Source organism: Psychromonas sp. KJ10-5, from assembly GCF_055808325.1.
In genome coordinates this window covers 647,385-668,524 of record NZ_CM147864.1, presented here as the reverse complement: position 1 = coordinate 668,524, position 21,140 = coordinate 647,385, and the positions used below count along the sequence as shown (strand labels likewise).

Annotated in this window: 14 protein-coding genes; 1 reads left to right on the top strand and 13 read right to left on the bottom strand. The window is 37.6% G+C overall.

Annotation, left to right across the window (positions count from 1 at the left end):
* Window positions 1-100: 100 nt before the first annotated feature.
* From clpX to AC0L3W_RS03135, 12 genes are all read right to left on the bottom strand, one after another.
* Complete coding sequence (gene clpX / locus AC0L3W_RS03190) at window positions 101-1,396, bottom strand: ATP-dependent protease ATP-binding subunit ClpX (protein ID WP_290038354.1); 1,296 nt, start codon at window positions 1,394-1,396, stop codon at window positions 101-103.
* A 19-nt stretch (window positions 1,397-1,415) separates the two neighbouring features.
* On the bottom strand, window positions 1,416-2,039 hold the full coding sequence (clpP, locus tag AC0L3W_RS03185) for an ATP-dependent Clp endopeptidase proteolytic subunit ClpP (protein WP_290038356.1): 624 nt from the start codon (window positions 2,037-2,039) through the stop codon (window positions 1,416-1,418).
* A gap of 112 nt (window positions 2,040-2,151) precedes the next feature.
* A complete protein-coding gene (tig, locus tag AC0L3W_RS03180) occupies window positions 2,152-3,459 on the bottom strand; it encodes a trigger factor (RefSeq protein ID WP_290038358.1) in 1,308 nt (435 codons plus the stop codon).
* A gap of 555 nt (window positions 3,460-4,014) precedes the next feature.
* Window positions 4,015-4,629 carry a MarC family protein gene (locus AC0L3W_RS03175; protein WP_290038360.1) on the bottom strand — a complete coding sequence of 205 codons (615 nt, stop codon included), beginning with the start codon at window positions 4,627-4,629 and terminating at the stop codon, window positions 4,015-4,017.
* Between the two features lie 264 nt (window positions 4,630-4,893).
* Complete coding sequence (gene ybaK / locus AC0L3W_RS03170; protein ID WP_409439688.1) at window positions 4,894-5,355, bottom strand: Cys-tRNA(Pro) deacylase; 462 nt, start codon at window positions 5,353-5,355, stop codon at window positions 4,894-4,896.
* Window positions 5,356-5,419: 64 nt separating this feature from the next.
* Window positions 5,420-7,534 (bottom strand): exodeoxyribonuclease V subunit alpha, encoded by a 2,115-nt coding sequence (recD, locus tag AC0L3W_RS03165; RefSeq protein WP_409439689.1) that lies wholly within the window; start codon window positions 7,532-7,534, stop codon window positions 5,420-5,422.
* Window positions 7,528-11,313 carry an exodeoxyribonuclease V subunit beta gene (recB, locus tag AC0L3W_RS03160; RefSeq protein ID WP_409439690.1) on the bottom strand — a complete coding sequence of 1,262 codons (3,786 nt, stop codon included), beginning with the start codon at window positions 11,311-11,313 and terminating at the stop codon, window positions 7,528-7,530. Before recB ends, recD begins: the two co-directional genes overlap by 7 nt.
* A gap of 2 nt (window positions 11,314-11,315) precedes the next feature.
* A complete protein-coding gene (gene recC, locus AC0L3W_RS03155; protein WP_409439691.1) occupies window positions 11,316-14,753 on the bottom strand; it encodes an exodeoxyribonuclease V subunit gamma in 3,438 nt (1,145 codons plus the stop codon).
* Window positions 14,754-15,346: 593 nt separating this feature from the next.
* The gene (locus tag AC0L3W_RS03150) at window positions 15,347-16,048 is read right to left on the bottom strand and encodes a DUF2971 domain-containing protein (protein WP_409439692.1); all 702 of its coding nucleotides are present in this window, start codon (window positions 16,046-16,048) and stop codon (window positions 15,347-15,349) included.
* A 197-nt stretch (window positions 16,049-16,245) separates the two neighbouring features.
* Window positions 16,246-16,722 (bottom strand): GNAT family N-acetyltransferase, encoded by a 477-nt coding sequence (locus AC0L3W_RS03145; protein ID WP_333382187.1) that lies wholly within the window; start codon window positions 16,720-16,722, stop codon window positions 16,246-16,248.
* Between the two features lie 119 nt (window positions 16,723-16,841).
* Entirely contained in the window at window positions 16,842-17,267 is a 426-nt protein-coding gene (locus AC0L3W_RS03140) for a hypothetical protein (protein ID WP_333382189.1), read from the bottom strand.
* 243 nt (window positions 17,268-17,510) lie between these two features.
* A complete protein-coding gene (locus tag AC0L3W_RS03135; protein ID WP_409439693.1) occupies window positions 17,511-17,969 on the bottom strand; it encodes a hypothetical protein in 459 nt (152 codons plus the stop codon).
* Between the two features lie 806 nt (window positions 17,970-18,775).
* Between AC0L3W_RS03135 and AC0L3W_RS03130 the strand changes: the two genes are divergently transcribed.
* Window positions 18,776-19,309: a peptidoglycan-binding domain-containing protein gene (locus tag AC0L3W_RS03130; RefSeq protein ID WP_409439694.1), complete on the top strand. Its 534-nt coding sequence runs from the start codon at window positions 18,776-18,778 to the stop codon at window positions 19,307-19,309.
* 144 nt (window positions 19,310-19,453) lie between these two features.
* Here the strand turns inward: AC0L3W_RS03130 and AC0L3W_RS03125 are convergent, their stop codons facing one another.
* Window positions 19,454-20,920 carry a CotH kinase family protein gene (locus tag AC0L3W_RS03125; protein ID WP_409439695.1) on the bottom strand — a complete coding sequence of 489 codons (1,467 nt, stop codon included), beginning with the start codon at window positions 20,918-20,920 and terminating at the stop codon, window positions 19,454-19,456.
* Between the last annotated feature and the right edge of the window lie 220 nt (window positions 20,921-21,140).

The window sequence follows — 21,140 nt, the reverse complement described above, 5'->3', positions numbered from 1 at the left end:
AAGTAACAATAATATTGGGGATGAATTGTTTTTTTTCAAGCATATAAATAAAAAAAGAGAGCTAAAAGCTCTCTTTTTTTAATTTACAGTAACTAACTGCTTATTTATCAGACGAAACGCGTTTAGCATCATCTTCAGAATAGATTAATAATGGCGCAGAATCACCTACGATCACTCCTTCATCCACCACGACTTTAGTTACGTTTTCGACTGATGGCAAATCGTACATTGTATCTAACAATACTGCTTCAACAATAGAGCGTAAACCACGAGCACCAGTCTTACGGCTCATTGCTTTTTTAGCCATCGCTGTTAATGCTTCAGGACGGAACTCAAGCTCAACATTCTCTAAACCAAATAAAGCAGCATATTGTTTCGTAATTGCATTTTTAGGTGCAGTTAAAATTTCAACTAATGCTTCTTCATCTAATTCAGTTAACGTTGCCACTACTGGTAAACGACCGATGAATTCAGGAATTAAACCATATTTAGCTAAATCTTGAGGTTCAACTTTCTTAAAGGTTTCGCTTAATGTTTCTTTTGAATCTTCGTCTCGAACTGTAGCACCAAAACCAATACCTGCGCCTGTATCAATACGCTGTTCGATAATGCTATCTAAACCAGAGAATGCACCACCACAAATGAATAGTATTTTAGAGGTATCCACTTGGATAAACTCTTGATTTGGATGCTTGCGTCCACCTTGAGGAGGAATAGAAGCAACAGTACCTTCAATTAATTTCAATAACGCTTGCTGAACACCTTCACCCGATACATCACGAGTAATTGATGGATTTTCAGATTTACGCGTAATTTTATCGATTTCATCGATGTAAATAATACCTCGTTGCGCTTTCTCAGGATCATAATCACATTTCTGTAATAGCTTCTGAATGATGTTTTCAACATCTTCACCAACATAACCGGCTTCAGTTAATGTTGTTGCATCAGCCATAGTGAAAGGTACATCTAATAAGCGCGCCATGGTTTCAGCCAATAATGTTTTACCACTACCCGTTGGACCAATAAGTAAGATATTTGATTTGCTTAACTCAACACCGTCAGCAATGTCACCATGTTTTAAACGTTTGTAATGGTTGTAAACTGCTACTGAAAGTACTTTCTTAGCAAGGTCTTGACCAATTACATAATCATCTAAAGAGGCACGAATCTCATGCGGTGTTGGTAATTTTTTCTTACTGTTATCCGTATCAGTAGTACTTGTTAACTCTGCAATCTCTTCTTTAATGATATCGTCACAAAGGTCAACACACTCATTACAAATGTACACAGAAGGTCCAGCAATCAGCTTTTTAACTTCATGTTGGCTTTTACCACAGAACGAACAATACAATAGACTGCTATTGTTAGCGTCATTGTTATTTTTATCCGACATAGTTATCAATACCTCTCAATTATTTTCTACGCGTTAAAACAGAATCCACAATACCGTAATCCACTGCTTCTTGTGCGCGCATAAAATTATCACGGTCTGTATCACGCGCAATAACTTCAATATCTTTACCTGTATGGAATGCTAATAACTCATTCATACGTTGTTTTGTTGCAATGATCTCTTTAGCATGAATTTCAAAATCAGATGCCTGACCTTGGAAACCACCTAAAGGTTGATGAATCATTACTTTAGCGTTAGGTAATACATGACGCTTACCTTCTGCACCACTTGCTAATAGAAATGCGCCCATACTCGCAGCCATCCCCATACAAATAGTACTTACATCAGGTTTAATAAACTGCATAGTGTCGTAAATCGCCATACCTGCACTAATTGAACCACCTGGTGAGTTGATGTAGATGTAAATATCTTTCTCTGTGCTTTCTGATTCTAAGAATAATAACTGTGCAGAAATCAAGTTTGCCATGTGATCTTCAACAGGGCCTGTTAAAAAGATAACACGCTCTTTTAATAGTCGAGAATAGATATCATATGAACGCTCACCTTTTGCCGTTTGTTCAACAACCATAGGGATAAGTGCGTTACTAATTTGTTCCGTATTTCCAGCAAATGGGTTAGTCATATTCCATCCTAAATTATTTTTATTTATTGTGTCTACCAAAATGAAAATGGCCCGAGTGAAATCACTCGAGCCATTGAAATTTATAACCAATTGAATTAATAGTTAAAAACTATTAAGCAGCAGGTTTATTCATCACTTCATCAAACGATTTTTTCACTTCAGTTACTTTAGCTTTTTCAATGATAAAATCAACTGCTTGCTCTTCTAATGCTACATTTTCCATGTTTTGCATTAGCTCTTTGTTGTTTTTGTAGTATTCAACAACTTCAGCTGGGTTTTCGTAAGCAGATGCTGCGTTTTCGATTAATGCAGAAACTTTATCTTGGTCAACTTTTAATTCGTTAACTTTGATCACTTCACCTAATAATAAACCAACTTTAACACGCTTCTCAGCTTGCTCAGCAAATAATTCTGCTGGTAATTCAGGTAAGTTGTTTGGATCCATTTCTTTACCGTAACGCTCCATAGCTTGCTTACGTAAAACGTTAACTTCGCTATCGATTAATGCTTTTGGTACTTCAACTTCGTTGTTTTCTACTAATGCAGTTAATACATTGTCTTTAGCAGTGTTTTTAACTACTTGATCAAGTTCACGTTGCATGTTTTTCTTAACGTCAGCTTTTAGAGCTTCTAAGTCACCACTTTCAACGCCAAATTTCTTAACGAACTCTTCAGTTAGTTCAGGAAGAATTTGTTGCTCAACTTTAGTTAGGTTGATTGCGAATTGTGCAACTTTACCTTTTAACTGTTCAGCATGGTAATCTTCAGGGAAAGTCACGTCGATTGTGAACTCTTCACCTGCTTTTTGGCCAAGAATACCAGATTCAAAACCAGGAATCATACGATCACTACCTAGAACGATTTGGAAGCCTTCAGCTTTACCGCCTTCGAATAATTCACCGTCGATAGAACCTTCAAAGTCAACCGTTACTTGGTCATCTTTCTTAGATTTACGTTTAACTTCTTTCCACTCAGCATGTTGCTTTTGTAGCGTCACTAACATGTTATCTAAGTCAGCATCTTCAATTGAAGTAGATACTGTTTCAACAGCTAACTCTTCTAATGCATTAAGCGCTACTTCTGGGTAGATTTCAAATGTAGCAGTGAAAACAAAGTCTTCGCCTTTTTTACGCGGTTGTGGTGCAACAGCAGGTGCGCCAGCTGGGTTTAGTTTTTCAGCTACGATTGCTTCGTAAAAGTTACGTTGCATTACTTCGCCACCAACTTCTTGCTCAATAGCAGCACCGAAACGCTTAGCGATAACTGATGCAGGTACTTTACCTGGGCGGAAGCCATCAACACGTTGTGTTTTAGATAGGTGACGGATACGACCATCAAACTCTTTATCAAATGCTTCAGCGGCAACAGTAATTGTTAATACGCGCTCTAGACCTTGTGTAGATTCAACAGAAACTTGCATTGTATTTCCTTTATCTTTTACATTAAAAATTGTTTTTACTGATGAAAGAAAAATGTATTACTTTCATCACTAAGGTGTATTTGCGTGGACTACCGCATTATAGAAATGACACCTTAATTAAAAATTAGTTTGTAATTTATATGGTGAAATTTAAGACGCGCCATTATAGACACTGTTATGACGATAGTCGATAGGCAGTCCATAGGAAAAACGACATGCAAGCCCTATTTTTCATAGATCCACGCTTATTTCACACAATTTTCAGTGAATTGTTAACATAAACAGATTAAATTGATGAAAATCATCACTTAATAAGTGTTCAATAGTTGTACGATAACGTCGAATATCAAACAGATAAAAGATGAAATAAAGAGGAAAATAAATCAAATCCCCATAAGAAATTAAGGTCATTGAAAAGAGTTTAACGTCGCATTTTTATCAGCCAAATAAAGTCTCATATTTTATCTATTGTTACAGCATAAAATAAAACTAGGTTTAACTTGTTTAAGCTAAACCCAATGAATAATCGATAAAGGCTAAATACAGATTAAAACCTTAATGTAATAAAAGAGAATCGACAAAGAACCCTTTCACACCAGAAAAGACAATTTGCGCACCAATCGCAGATACAAATAATCCAGTAATTTTAGGTAACACTTCTAAACCTTGTTGCCCTAATAACTGTTGAATTTTGTTTGAAAAAAGCAACACTGCGGCAATTGATAATACCGCTGCAATCAACGAAGCAATCACACTCATAAAGTCAGTAAAACTTTCTAATTCCGCACCAATTACCATTAAAATACCAATCACACCAGGTCCGATAGCAACAGGAATAGCTAAAGGTACTATAGCAAAGTCTCCGCCGCGCTTATTGGTGCCTTCTGGCATTTCCGTATCACCCTTAATCATCTCCAATGCACTTAAAAACAATACGGTACCCGCTCCGATTTTGAAGGCATCCAAGGTAATACCAAATAAACTGAAAATATATTGCCCAAAAATCAAAAAGACTAAGCTAATAATCAATACCGTAATGCTCAGTTTTAAAATTACCCGCTTCTTCTCACTTGAGCTAAGGCTCTTACTCAAGATCAAGAATACTGACAACACAAAGAAAGGTGTCATCATAAAAAATAGTTTTAAATAAAGGGTAATAAACTGTTCCATTTCGACTCTCATTAACAAATAAACAATTGATCAAGATTTTTCAGCGCGATGCTAACACAGAGTGATTTAAAAGATCTTTAACTATTTAAAAGAAAATGAATAGAAATGATTTATCGCAAATTAATGGAGTAAAGAACAATGAAAAGCTTACAAGGCGCAAGCTGAAAAAAGGAACCGCAGAGCGGTTCCGGTCATATCACTAGCCTGTCGGCTAATTTCACCCAGCGCCCTTAAAAGATGTTACGTTTAATTGCATTGAGTTAACTAAATCAAGTCCACAAAACTAGCTGATAGTATCGATGCTAGATCTTCTGCGTTTAATTGAATTTCTAAACCTCGTTTACCTGCGCTGACATAAATATCAGGGTATAACTTTGCAGTATCATCAATCACTGTGGTGAGTTGTTTTTTTTGTCCTAAAGGACTTACGCCACCTAATACATATCCCGATGAACGTAATACGTCGTTTTTGTCCGCCATCTGTGCTTTCTTGCCTTTTAACGCATTGGCAACTGCCTTCAGATTTAACTGCTCAGTCACAGGTAATATGGCAACCACCAATTGTTTATCGAGATCCACCACTAAGGTCTTAAATACTCGTTTCGGGTCCACATTCATTTTTTCAGCGGCTTCTAGCCCATACGACTCATGTTTTTTATCATGTTTATATTGATGAACTTGAAAGGCAATTTTATGCTTTTCTGCTACTTTAATCGCTGGAGTCATGTTATTTCCTACCTTTACTTATTTCAGCGCCAATAAACCCTCGTTTAATTGGTGTATTACTTTATTAATTAGCTGTTAATCGTTCTGTTAAACGGCTGTTTCTACTTGCTCGGTTTCTTACCGAACTCGCTACCAATGCAAGGTCTGCAATCAAGGTTAAACGCTTTTTAGCGCGTGTGATACCTGTATAAATTAACTCACGGTTCATCACGGGTAATGCGTAATCAGGTAAAGCTAACAAAGTATGTTTAAACTCAGAGCCTTGACTCTTATGCACCGTCATCGCAAATACCGTTTGATGCGCAGGTAAACGGCTTGGTTGAAAATCTGCAACACTACCATCAGGCATTACAAAATAGACTCTTAATTGTCCGTGTTCATCTTCTAAACATAAGCCTATGTCGCCATTGAACAAACCAAGGTGATAACTGTTTTCAGTGACCATCACTGGGCGTCCGACATACCAAGTTTGTGTCATATCAAAACGGCGCACCAACAAGCCTGCTTTTTGTAATAGCTTTTCACAACGATGATTTAATGCATCTACGCCCCACTCTTGCTCTCGAGTCGCACACAATATTTTAAAGTCATTAAAAGCACTCAGCAGTACTTTAGCTTGACCACGATTATCTTGATTAATGATACATAACTCAGAGAGGTAAGGGGTATACCCTTCCACCACTAAACGATCAAAATCAGTAGCGCTTTCTGCATCATTAGCATAATAAGCAAGGTCGTCGTATTTTTCACATAAAGCAGCCAATTTCACAGCCGTTACGCCACCTTTATTCACCGCACTGGCTAAATAACCAATACCAGAGTACTGATCAAATCGGTAACTCTTTCTTAATAAGCACAAATTATCAGACATAGTCGCTTGCGCATGTTTACCTTGTGATAATAAACAATCAAAGCCTGTTAGCTCAGCTAATTGCTGTGCTTTTTGTTGACTGTAGCCTGAGTCAATAAAGGAACAAATATCACCTAGTACCGCTCCTGCCTCCACTGAAGCTAATTGGTCTTTGTCCCCTAACAAAATTAAACGAGCATGATCGGGTAATGCACTGAGCAATTTCGCCATTAAAGGTAAATCCACCATAGAAGCTTCATCCACCAGCAGCAAATCTAAAGTTAATTGATTACCAGCATGATGACGGAAATGCGCACTATTATTTCGTACACCTAACAAACGATGGATAGTGCTCGCATCCGTTGGGATGTTCGGTGCTTTTTGACCATCTGCTGGACTACCCAAATCTAACTCATCTAGAGCATTAGTAATCGACTCAGTCAGTCGAGCCGCAGCTTTCCCCGTCGGCGCGACCATCTTAATCATCAAATCTGGTTGAGCATTTAACAAAAGTGCTAATAATTTCACCACTGTGGTGGTTTTACCTGTACCTGGGCCACCAGAAATAATACAACGTGGAGAGGTTAGTGCTAAGGCAGCACTGATTTTTTGCCAATCACAACGCACTTTATTTGGGATCAATGATTCTAATAAAATCAGATCTTTTGCGGAACTTGCATCAGTAAAGCACTGTTGCACTGCAGGCCAATCAACTGATGCTTGCTCAATCACATCTAAGTATTTTTCACATAACGCTTGAATTGATTGACTGGTATCACTTTGCCAAGCATTCCATAAATAACCATATTGCGGCGTAAATAACTTCTCTAAATACCCTTTGCTAGCCACATCGACTTGTACAGAGATCGGCTGCAATAACTTGTCAGAAATCAACTGCTCAAATTCCGCATAACGAGCCATAAACAAGGCACTGTATTGCAGTCTTAAGGGAGCATCATCACCGCAACAGAGGCTTTCATTCAGTTGATAATGTGTTTGTTGAGGATCATGAAAAATACAAGACACATTTAAACGTTCACTCACTTGTTGAGAATCCAGCGCCAATTGCAAACAGTGTTGATGAAACAATCCCCCCATTTTATCAATAGGTAAACAGATATGACCGCCACCTAGCTGTTGACTGGTTAATGCCGCCGCCAGTTGCATCAAGTTATCTGCACCTAATTCCGCCATAAACTTTGCAAAGTGGAAATCGATAGGTCGAATTTGTTGATTTAACTGACACTGTTTTAATAGCGTTAACATACTGTTTTCTGTTGAACTAACAGTTGTCGACTCAAAGCTTGATGATATTGATTTTTCTAGCATGACAACTCCTCCAGCAACATTTCAGCCGTTAATTCGCCGCTTAATAACTTATCCAATTTATCAATCAACTCAAATTTAGGTTTAGTGAAATAAACGCCCGCTTCTTTAGTACCTTGCATACCACGTAGGAAGGTATAAAACACACCACCTACATGTTGTTCATAATCATAATCAACTAAACGTGAACGTAATAACCGATGTAATGCTAAGGTATAAAGCTGATATTGAAAATCATAACGATGCTCAATAATAGCCTCTGACATAGCTTGTTGACTATAATCAGCCAACTCATCACCTAAATAGTTTGATTTATAATCGAGTACAAAATATTGCCCTTGGTATTCAAACGTTAAATCAATGAAACCTTTTAACATCCCTTGTACTTGATTAAATTGTAATGAGCCAGCTTGCGCAGATAAAGGATCATAATACGCAATTAATCGATTAACCGATGTCGCTTCAATGGGTTGCATAGGAATAAAGAATTGCATCTCCACTTTTTTCTGCGCTTCACTTAATTGAGATAAAGATAAATCAGGGTAAAGAGCCGGCGCTAAAGGGTGTGCCAAAATATGATTAATCCATTGGCTAACAATAGGCGCCCATTCTTCTGGATCTTCGTAATTATTGACTGTTAATCGCTCTTCTAACCAGGGAGTTAGCTGTTTAGATGGACTATCTTGAAAATCAATCTCTTCAAATAGTTCATGCAAAAACGTTCCGTGCTTGGCACCTCTTGGGAAACTAAACACATTCTTAGTTGGCACTTCATTAGTTAACAGTTGCAATTCATTGCTTACTGCGATTAATTCCGCACGCTCTTCAGGGATTTTTTTAGTTTGCTTATCTTCCAAGGTTGGCGCCGTATGAAAACGCGATAAAGCAGAGTAACTGGTTACCCACCAATTTTTTTCAATGACACCGGAGAAGCGTTTCGGCGCGATTAATTGATCTGGCGATGGTGTGGCAACTTGATAGGTCTCACTGGGTAAATCAGGCGCATGGCGAATACCAATGTTATCGGATTGCTGACACACACCTTGCAATAAACGGACTAAATTTTGGTCATCACCGGCTTGTAACTCCTCGCCCGCTTTAATGGTTAAATAACCTAAAGCACTTTTTGTTAAAGGTGTCGCTTTTGCACGGCCTTTTTTATAAGGGCCAATACCTAAATAACAACGATAAACACTGCGCGTTAAACCTACATATAACAAACGAATATCTTCTGCTAACAACTCTTTTTCAGTCTTCTCTTTACTGACTTCACTGCCATCAAGGTCGAATACCAAGCGCTGTTTAGCATCATGAAATAAGTATTCTTTTGGTTCACGATATAACCCACTGAAAGGGATAAATACAATATCGTATTCCAATCCTTTAGATTTATGTAAGGTGCTCACTTGTACCAAAGACTTTTCACTTTCTAAACGTTGTTTTTGTTCGCCCTGCTCACTTTTAGCATGACTAATTTGTTCACTAAACCAACGTAATAAAGCAAATGCCCCTTCAAATACCATACTATTTTTTTGTAACAACTCCGCGAGGTGTAACAAATCCGTCAAGGCGCGTTCACCTTGGCTTTGCGTTAATAGATGCGCACTAATACCCTGCTCATGAAAACATTGTTGCAACATCACTAAGATGCCACTCTCTTCCCACAGAGTTTTATACCGCGCAAAATCTGCAATCTTACTTTCCCAACGAGCCGTTTCAGAAAAAGTATTGTGTACTTCCAAAGGGGTTAGTGAAAAAAGCTTACAGGCAATCGCAGATCGTAAATAACGCTCGTTACTTGGGTGTAAACAAGCGTTTAATAATCGTAATAAGTCCTGCGCTAAGATGCTGGCAAACACACTCTCTTTGAGTGATAAATACACACTATTAATATTTTCTTCTAATAGCGATTTGCGAATAATATTCGCCTCATTACCGGTTCTCACTAACACCGAAATATTATTAGCATGAATAGGATGATGGTTACCTTCTGTGTCTTCCAAATAAGCCTGATTTTGTTGCGATAACAATAACAATGCTTTAATTTCGTTAACCGTTGCCTGTGCACTTTCATGACGGAAAGCGTCACTACTTAATGCACCTTTTACATGTAAAAACTGTAATGCGGTTTGTTGATCATCTTCAGGGTTATTCACCACCAGCTTTTTACGTTTAATCGGTGGCGCTTGTACTGGGTGGAAAGGAATATCTTGGTCATAAATAAACGGCGCAATTTTATGTTGGAAAAAGCCATTCACCGCATCGATCATTTCTGCGCTAGAACGATAGTTGTTATCCAAACTATAATGGGCAGACACTGCATTACGCGCTTTCATGTAAGTAAATATATCCGCACCACGGAAACTATAAATCGCCTGTTTTGGATCGCCAATCATAAATAAACCAAAAGCAGTCTGTGAATTCATGGCTTCAGGCGGCTCATCAACAGCTGGGTCAGCTTGCTGATAAATGGTATCAAAAATTCGGTATTGCACTGGGTCGGTATCTTGGAACTCATCAATCAAAGCAATCGGATATTGCTGTTTGATTTGCTCTCCTAAATGTCCTTCTGGCGAGTGCTGTAATGCAATATCCAAACGTGTCAGCAAGTCATCAAACCCTAATAACATATGCTGCTGTTTAGTTTTTTGTAGGTTGTCTCGCACCCAATGCGTTGCTTTAATTAACAAGGTATTTTTTAGGGAGATATCCTTTGCTAACAAAGACTCGATTAAGGCAAAAGTTGAGTGTGTCGGTGGCTCACCTTTTTTAGTTTTAGTTATCAACTCTGATTGCGAAAACTTCAATAGATTTTTAGGTAAGGTTAAATCTAAGCTATCAGAAGCTGCCCATGCACAAACGTCCTCAAACCATTTTGGTAAATAACGTTTACTGTAACTGCGTTTATCAATACCTGAATACTCAATAATATCTAAGTAATCATCTTTATCGGCATTCCAAGCTTGTTTAACGTCATTAATCGCTTGTAAACCTTGTTCATATTTTGTTTCAAAATCAAAGTCAGTGATTTCTGGTATAAAAGTTAAATCGTGACGAGATAACCATTGTTGTAACTCTTTTTTAAGCGCTTCAGGGTGCGCCCAATAACTATAAACGATCGCAGTTAATGGCGTGGATAATTGATAAAAATGCGCACGCCAAAAGTCATTACAGGCTTGGCTTAAAATATCCGCATCATCTTCTAATAAGGTCTGCTGGAATAAGCTTCCCGATTCGAAAGCATTTTGTTGCAACATACGCTGACAAAAACCATGGATAGTAAAAATAGACGCTTCATCCATCTGCAATTCTGCAAAACGTAATAAACGAATATCATGCTCAAGGTTGCTACTATCATCAATTAACTGCTGACAATAGGCATCTTTACTACTACCGCGTACAAAAGCTAAACGCGTTTCACGAATACGATCCCGGATACGACTTCTTAATTCCGCCGTAGCCGCTTCTGTAAAGGTTACAACTAAAATTTTATCCACGGTTAATGGGATTTGATGTGCAGTTTGCCCAACTAAGCTTGAATCATTAGCATCGGCCTGTGTGCCATGACCTAATAACAAACGAATAAACAAACTGGCGATAGTATAGGTTTTCCCTGTACCCGCAGAGGCCTCTATTAAACGGCGACCGAACAACGGAAAAGTTAGCGCTTGTAATGGCGTGACCGGAATGCCACCAGCTGGTGAACTGGTATTGTCTTGCAAAGACGCAGGGGCTGATAGGTTATCAGCTTCAATCAATGATAATTGTGTTTCTTCGGTCATGATTATGCCTCTCCCCATTGTTCGTAAATTAAGTCATTTAAATTGCATAATAATGGCATAAATACTTGTAATGCAGTGCTCTCAAACTGTTGCCAGTGATCTTCAATATTCTCATATACACGATTGATATACGGATCACTCGCTTCTGAATAGCCTCGATTATTATTGAAGGTTTTTAGTGCTTCTTGTTGCCCTGCTGCACGCGTTTCAAAACTTAATTCATCTAATACATACACTCTCGGTTGTAATTTACACACTGCTTCACACCATTGAAATGCACTTTCAATAAAGAAAGGTAAAGCTTGTTGTAAGCCTTGTTGGTATAGAGCAATCAATTCCGATAAACGTTGATGTGCATAATCCGCAGGTATCTCTTCAAAATAATGGCCTTTGGTTTGTCCAAATAATGTGGCATTCAGATGTTGTCCGTGGACAATACAATAACTAAGATGCTCGACCCACAATTTTAGGAGATCTTTGCCTTTGATATTACCTGGTTTAATGCGTACCAATCCATTTTCACAATGGTCATCTAAAGCACCGATTAAGCGTTTATCATCAAAGGGAATATCCACCGCAATCTGTTCAATATCACCAATAAAGTAACTGCTATAAATACTCGCTAAATCCACCATCACCTGTAAATCTTTATTAAAAATAAGTTTAGCAAATTCACCGACAGGTAACTTACCTTCTGCTTGTAAGCCCACATATAAAGAGGTTAAAGCTTGATCGTCCAATCCATGTTTAAACTGTTCCGCTTTTAATAAGTATTGTTGTAAATTATCTAAAGCAAAAGGTTCATCGTTTTCTTGGTTGATGTCATCCATCTCAAAATAAACATTTAAACCTTGATTGAAAAAAGCACGGCAAGGATTTTGTAAAAAACGTATTAAAGCAGTTAATTCTATTTGCTCACTTTGGATCAAAGGCAATGGCGTAAACTGTTCATCTTCGCTGCTCACAGGTTTGTTAATCGCCTCCCACCAGCCTTGCTGATAAGTGACTTGTTTACCTTGAAAGTATTGTTCACTGAAACTTTGCATTGGGTAATGATGGGTAAAGGCTGACAATAGATCCTTCTCTAATTGCCCATCATCTAAAGCCAAATCCAACTGACTGGTTAACCTAAAGCTTTGTTGAATATAATTAAGTAACTCACTGACTAATACGCTGGGCATTTTTTCACTGTTATCACTGATATCTTTACCAATGTAACTAATATAAAACTGCGACTGCGCTGATAGCATTGCTTCTAAAAACAGATAACGATCTTCATCTCGGCGTGAACGGTCACCACGTTTTCGATGACCGACCATTAAATCAAAGCCCATTGGCAACAATGAACGAGGATACAAACCATCATTCATCCCTAACAAACACACCACTTTAAATGGAATAGAACGCATCGGCATTAAGGTACAGAAGTTCACCTGTCCCGCTAAAAAACGTTGGCTATTAGACTGACTTGATAAGTGCTCTTGTAAATATTCAAGCAACACCAATAATGATAAAGGTTGCTCAAACTTAGCTTGTTCAGTTTGCTCCACCAGCGTTTGCATTTGCTGACGAATTTGACTGAACAACACACTGTTATCTTCATCTTCTAAATAAAAATCATCAATCAGTTGATTGATAAACAGTTGCCAGTCCGCACAGCTTAAATCTTGTTGTAAGTTAGACTCTAAAATAATCAGCGTATCGATAAACTCAATAAATCGCCCTAGTAAATCGCCCTGAAGACCTTGCACTTCATCATAAGGCGCAATACCTTCAAACAGCTCATCACTCATGGCATAACCAAGCAGCATACGCTTCAAGCCAAACAGCCAGTTATTCTGAGTTAAAGCAGGTAATTCCCATTGTGTGGCCGACTCATTATTTAATCCCCAACGAATACCACTTTCAGTGATCCAATGTTGTAACAAATCAAACTCAACTTGTTTAATACCAAAACGATTTAAAATCGCAGGTACCTCTAACAAGGCGAGAATATCTTCACGGGTATAACGGCTTTGGTGTAAATTCAATAACTGTAAAAAGCTCGCTAAAATAGGATTTTCTTGTTGCGCACTCACATCAGAAATAGAGAATGGGATAGTCACACTACTGCCAGTGCGACTAAACACTGCTTCCACATAAGGCGCATAGGCATCAATATTCGGCACCATGACAATGATATCTTTCGGCGTTAAGCTTGGATCTTGTTCAAACATCGCCAATAAATTATCGTGCAACACCTCCACTTCACGCATCACACTGTGACACACATGCAAGCTAATCGAATTATCCTCATCCGTCACTTCAATACGCTGCGATACATCATTTAAGGTACTTAGCGAGCTATCACTTAATTCTAAAATATCGGCTTGAATATGGTGCAACAAACTATCACGGTCAATATCCACAAAGGCATCAATCTCTTGCTGCTCTAAACTGTATAATTGGTATAAAAAGTCACGTCCCATTTTACCCATAGAGGCCAATAACGGATTACCGACTTCACTTTCCACATCCCCACTACTCGCCCAAGCTAAATGCTGCTCATCCTTCTGCCAACTCGTTGGGTTTAATGTATTCACTTCACCAGCCAGTACATTTACTTTAGGGCGAGACTGTGCAAAACGTTTCGCCAATAGTTTAGGGTCAACAATATCACCCCAATAAAAGCGACACGGATTAGTTAATAGAAAGTGCACGTCACAATGCTCGCCTAAACCTTGTAAGGCCTGTAAATAAGACTCAGGTAACGAGGAAATACCAAACACAAAAATACGTTTCGGTAAGTGAGTCAATTGATCAGTGGTTTTAGTCGCTAACGTACTTAAAAAGTCTTGGTATAAACCCGCACGGTGATAAGCCTTACCCTGCGATTGAAAACCTTGTTTAATGCTCGCCACCAATAAGCGCCAAAGCTTGGCCTGCCAAAGGTGTGTATTCAACCATTCAGGTTGTAAGTTTTCTAAGCTCACTTGGCTGTCTTGTAGGGTTTCCCAGTTATCAATCCACTCAGGGCGATATACTAAATATTGGTCAAAGATATCCGCAATTTTACCGCTTAACTGAAAACGCTTACGCAGATGCGTGTCATCCTGCAGGTAATCTTTTAAGGCACTGAAATCTTCATCTTCTAAACAGTCAGGTAATAACTTCATAATCTGCCAAGTCATCGACTGTTTATTAAAGGGGCTATTATCCGGCACATCATCTAAAACATGTTTGAATTGCTGCCAAATAAAACTCGCCGGTAATGGGAAATCAATATTCGCCGCAATACCCGTAGACTGTGCAATCTCTAACTGCAACCACTGCGCCATACCAGGGCTTTGTACTAATACCGTTTCATTTTCAAAAGGATTACTTAATGGAGATTGATTGATCAGCGCCAGCAATAGGTCTTTAAGCAAGCTGATTTGATTAGAGTGATAAACTTGAAACACACGCACCACCTTTTGAGAAAGTTGTTTTTATTTGTTTTCTAAACTGATATTTCTTAATCTGGTTTTTCTTAATACCCCTAAAATAGCATAACTATGATTAGAGTAATTAACAGAGTGATGAAAAAAGTAAATTTAATCATTGGGTTGAGGTTATAGCCAGCCTTACAATGCACTCTACAATATGAATTAATGCTCAATATATTTATAGAGTGAACCAGTCTGATTTAAACATCATAGAGATGTGGCATTAATTAAATTCTTGAAAGTTCTATTTTGAATAAAATATCAAAAAATATGGAAATGCCTTTTGCAAAGTATATTTATGTTGAGTGTTAGCAAAATATTTATTGGGTAGTGCTTCTGATTTTTCTAAAATCCTTACCTGTTAAGAAAGATAGGTAAGATCTCTACATTAGCGGGTAACATTAAGACTTTTCATGTAATCGGTTAGGTACTTCCAAGTCTATTTTTCTAAACCCTGAAACTCTACATAATGTTAAATGCAATAGAGCAAGTGCAGTTTCATCGACTTTTCTTTATCAGGATCCAAAACAAACTATCGAAAAATCAATGCCATCAACTATATTTACTTGTTAAGTGGCTATGATTCGATACTCTGTTTTAGACATTTTAGCTCTTACTACTTCTATATTTTTACCATTTTTATGGTTTAATTGTTTCACCAGCTTCTTAAGCTCATCAAAACTGGCTTTTGGCATCTTCACACCAGCTATTACCCTAGAAATTAGTTGCTGATCAAATTTATGAATTCCTGGACCTTTATACATCGATAAAACCCGATACTCAGCTTCGTATCTCCAGTCAGGAGACTTCATCAGAAAAACATCTTTAACTGCATTGAAATCTCTTTCTTCAGTACTGATTACAGGCATACTTTCAGTATATTCGACATCCCAACCAAATAGTTTATTTTCAACATTGCCCATGTGTATATTTTCAGAGTTATTATCAATTGTAAATTCAATTACAAGGCCTTTATGGTTATCAGCATAATGCGACCACATTAATATATTGTCTGGTTTTTTCGTTAAACAGCATATTCCAACCTCTCCGATCATTCCTGTGTGAAATTCCCCACTCTCCAATGAACGTCTAAGACCATGCTCCATTTGTTTTCTTTTACTTACCCTTTGAGCTGGAGATAGTTTTAGTTGCCTGCCAGCTTCCTTAAATAAATCAGAACAAGATTGTAGGTACGTCATAGATTTTTCAATATCGTATGCAGTTTTACAGTCAAATGGATCGTTAAATTCAGAGTGGTGACTAAATTTCATAGTTCCATCAGTAAGAATACATTTGGAACCATCTGTGAACGGTAGATACTTATAAATCTTCAATACGGATATCCTAATAATTACAAGATCGGCTTAACTAGACTGTAGAATCTTTCATTCTCAGACCACACTTTAATTATAACAATGACTAAATAGCTGAGAATATATGGTGTTAGCGGCCCAAAATATTTGCTTTATTATAGCCGTTTCTCCATAGCTATCAGCTGCCAAACCTTCCCTTCAAACTCCAGTTCTCTCACGTGATTTGAAGTAGTTTTGAACCCAAGTTTTTCATAGCATTTTAATGCGGGTTTGTTATGACTAAAAACATTTAGTGTCAATAAGTTAGCATTAAACTCAATTTTAGCTTTTTGCATTGCTAATAACACCATCTCTTGCGCCTTACCTTGTCCACGAAACTCGTTTGAAATGAACACACGACACACTCGAAACTCTGATGCTGAAACCTCATATAGCTCAATGAAACCAACAAGCTGTCCTTCATCTTTTACAAGAAAAGGAAATACCGACTCTTGCGCACAATGATATTTGATTTTTTTATGTGAAAGTGGAAATTCATAAGCTGGACCACCCCATAAGTAGTTCAGTTCCTTCGAATCAATCCAGTCGATCAACTGATCATAGTCAGGTTCTTCAAATGCGGTAAATTCCATTATCCCTCGTTAAGCTGTAGCCACCTTATAAAGGGCCGAACGTATTGGACGCGTTTTTTGCGGTCATTGAATTTAAGCAAAAAATCGGACAATGTGTGACGTCAGATTTAATATGCTTGTTACATGCCCTTGATTAAACTATTTACATCAACTTCTTCACGAGTATCAATAACTATTAAACATGGTTCTTTATAATATTTACCCATTGGACGATATGACACACCAAGATCGAATAATGATTTTTCTATTTTTATACGCTTAGTAATTTGATTATTATATTGTTTTCTAGCATTAAGAAAATATATAATTGCACTAATAAAAATTATTGGTAATGAGCCAACGCCTAAAGTACCGATACACTCTTGTATTTCATAATTGCCAGATAAAACACCAAGAAACAACATTCCACTTGCAAATATGGCAAAGCCAACTTTTACTTTTGCAGAATCATATACCTCAAAGCATTTATCATAATCACCTTGTAAAGCATCTAGCTTCCGAATCGAAGATACAACTATTCGCTTTTGTTCAGTAGTGAATTCCATAGTGACCTCTCACTGGCCATGTAACGTGGCTGTAGAATTTCTCTATTTAAGTGAAAATACAGCCAATTATTAAAAGTAATGGGCTGGAAAAACAATAAGTTAAAAATTACAATTTTACATTATTTTGTAATAAACGAGTTATTCTACAACCTCAACGCCGCATTAAGCGAACTAAAATTGTAGGTTATGCTGTGTAACGAAGCAGAACCTAACCAAATGTTTTAGTTCCATTTAAATGCATTGTTAACTGTAAATACTTATAACACAATACTTTGAGTTACCATCGATTACTTGCCATTTTGCAATGTAACTTCCGTTTATTAAAACAGAAGAATCTTTTGCTCCAGTAGGCTTATTTATTAATCCGGTAATTGGTTGCCCATTTCTAAACAAACCATAAATTCCACCTGTTTGCCCTTCGTAAAACAAGTGTTCGTCTACCAAAGCTATGAAATGTGCTGATTCAAATCCAGCCATAACAAGTTGCTCTAAGAATAATATGTCTTTACAAAAACTAAACATAGTCTCTGGGACTTGACCATTTCTAGGAAACTTCAGCTCAATTGCACACTTCAAGTTAGAATCACTAAATATACAAATATCAATTTCTTTTTTTTCAAATTGACACTTATCTAGATCAAAATGGGATACATTGCGTTCAAATTGAACTTTGTCATTTGGGAAAAAGTACTGGACAGCCACTCATTGAAATAAGCAATATCAAATAGTTACAATAAAACCTGGCTCAATGTGGCTACAACTCCCACCGTTGAGCTTTCCCAAATCAATCTTTGCTTTTAGCAAACCCAACTAGGATGTTTGGGTTAGGCTCGTTCTGGCCATGAATGGCCAGCAAGAGTCGCTGCGTTATAAAAGCAATGAAGGATTTGGATAAGAAAGTGATTCGGTAGCCAGTCTTTTTGCCTACTTTTTCTTCTGGCAAGAAAAAGGTGGTCGCCGACAGGGCGAAAACACTGCTAAGTAAAATCAAAATGACAGGATGAGCGCAGACGAAGTACACTCAGATGCTTACAACTAATGTAAATATTAAAAACAAGCAGGCTAAAAAAAGGAATCGCAGAGCTCTTCCGCTCGTGGTACTAGTCTCTCGGCTAACTCTCCCAGCGCCCCAAATAAACCTTGCTCGATATGGCTGCAACTCCCCCACCGTTGAACTTTCCCAAATCCTTGTTTGCTTTTAGCAAACCCAAACAGGATGTTTGGGTTAGGCTCGTTCTGGCCATGGATGGCCAGCAAGAGCCGCTGCGTTATAAAAGCAATGAAGGATTTGGATAAGAAAGTGATTCGGTGGCCAGTCTTTTTGCCTACTTTTTCTTCTGGCAAGAAAAAGGTGGTCGCCGACAGGGCGAAAACACAGCAAAGAAAAATCAAAGTGACTGGACGAGCGCAGACGAGAAACCACTCAAGCAAAACAGATCAATCTGAACTTATCTTGTTGATAGTTGACTCAGATAGAGTAATTAACTCTCTAGCAAGGAACCTAATAAATGAAATTTTCAACTTTAATCATAGTATGTGGTTTAGTATTTACGCAACAAGCATTCGCTGAAAATAATGGGAAAAACACCTCTGATTGTCATTCAAACAATACTCAAGACTGTACAACAACAAACAATAATAATAATGCAAAACAGCAAGGTTCAAAAACGGTTGTACAGACAACGACTAAGACAACTGTAACAACACAGCAGAAATCAGGTAATGCTTCAAAAGAAGTTGTGCAGACCTCTAAGCAAACAGAGCAATCATCAAAAGCTTCTGTAAAAAACTCGCCAGAAGTACAGAAAAAAGCAGTCACAACGACACGTACAACAACAAAAGCCGTATCAGGGCGTTCTTTAATATTGCAAACACAACAACAATTAAATCGCCTTGGTTATAAAGCGGGTAAAGCAGATGGCTTAATGGGTAAAAATACACGAGAAGCGATTAAACGCTTTCAAAAGCAGCACAACATTCGTGTTGACGGGAAAAGTAGTTCAGCATTGCTAGCTTTATTGAAAAAAGCGAATAAGAAGTAATTTAATGTTTACATTTGAAGACACAAATATAGCCGATAGGTAAGTTGATAGACTCAACGATACCAGTAAACTGGTTCGCTATATTTAGTATTAAACCACCTACCGTTAATTTTATAACGGTAGGTGGTTAAGAGCAATCAGCTATTACCAACCGATATAACGTTGTGCTGAATCATATCGATCGCTTGTATGCTCAATCAATGTTTCAACTGCTTCTTCAAACTCCTCTTCAGAAGTAAAGGTATAATCATTGCCTTCACTTGCAACGTAATCCTCTATCAAACTTTGAAAGGTAGTAAATTCATCATTAATATTATATTCGGAGGAACTATCACTATTAAAATAGCTTTTAGCAAATGTTTCTAAATAGGTTTGATATTGAGCTTCGTAAGTTGCTTGGTCAAGAATATAACCAATCAATGGCCATTCATCTTCATCTACTGAGGTCATTGTAATTGATAGTGCTCGGTTGTTATCAACTAGTGCTTCATTGTTGTCCCAGGGTATCCACTCAAAGGTTCCGGTATCAGGATTATGATATAAAAAGAAGTTGTGTGGCATTACGCCATAAGTGTCCCAGTTCTGCATAACACTATTTGCGGCAAGCCATTTTAAGAAAGTATCGACATCAAAAACGGCTTCTAAACTAGCTTGCCATGCTTCGTCATCGCTACTGGTACGTGAACTGTCATTAATAACATCATAAAGTGCTGCTATGTCCTCATAAGTCTCGTCATCATCAGTTTTTAAGCCATACTCGTCTTCATCATAAGTGCCGCTTGCAAATGTTGCTGCATCGTCTTCTGGTTTGTATAAGTTACCATCATCATTATCGTAATATTGAGTTTCGATAACTGTGTCATCAACTTCTTCAACGAGTGTATAAAGTCCATAATAAATATCATTTTCTTCATCACCACTACCATCCACATTAAGGTATAAGGCGTAAAAAGTAGAATGTGCACTGGCTAGACCGAAATCTCTAAAAATATCATTAGCGACTACTTCATGCATTTCTGATTGATCATCGTAGTTATTTTTTAGGTTTAATTGTTTGAACCCATAAAAACGCTGATTTTTTATTTCTGGGTATTCGTCTTCAAATTCATCAAAATCAAGTTTAAACGGTAGTTTACTATTACCGGCATTATATAGGCTTGAGTTTCCTTTAAATCTCACACCTACTTTATACCATTCCGTCCAGGTATCATCTTCTTCGGAATAATAAAATACTTCAGAAGGTACGAAAATAGGGTTATCAAGGTCGCTAAAATCTGTCGAGCCATTAAGTTCTTCGGTTAACTCTTCAAGGTCGTCATTCATCACAGTCCAGTTTTCAGATTCAATAACAATGCGTAGTTTCTGTACTTCACTAGTATTAAAAACAACATCGATGTTTTCAATAATTTCATCTGTGGTTAGCTTTTCATGAGTGGCTTCCGACCAGTCATCAGTATTATCTAATTCACTATAAACAATATCTGACTCATCGGTAGAGCTTGCTGTCACTGAGTCTGAATCGTCTGACTCTGTACAAGCAATGAGTGAAAATAATGAGAGTACAATAGCCATTATTTTTAAATAACTAAGGGTATGTTTTATCAACATCATATAAGTCCTTTTATTACAATGATTTCAATGGAAGTATCTAGGTGCTTCGCGTGACATTAAGTTTGCGATCAAGATGAAATCAACAATCATCTTCTATGAATGTAAATATAACGGTCAAATGAGCAAACAATGTGCAAATCGATATTGATTTAATGAGTAGGTTGAAAAGAGTAAAGAAATTGATATGGGAAGCTTTAAAGTACAGGCTCCTAGTCTATGA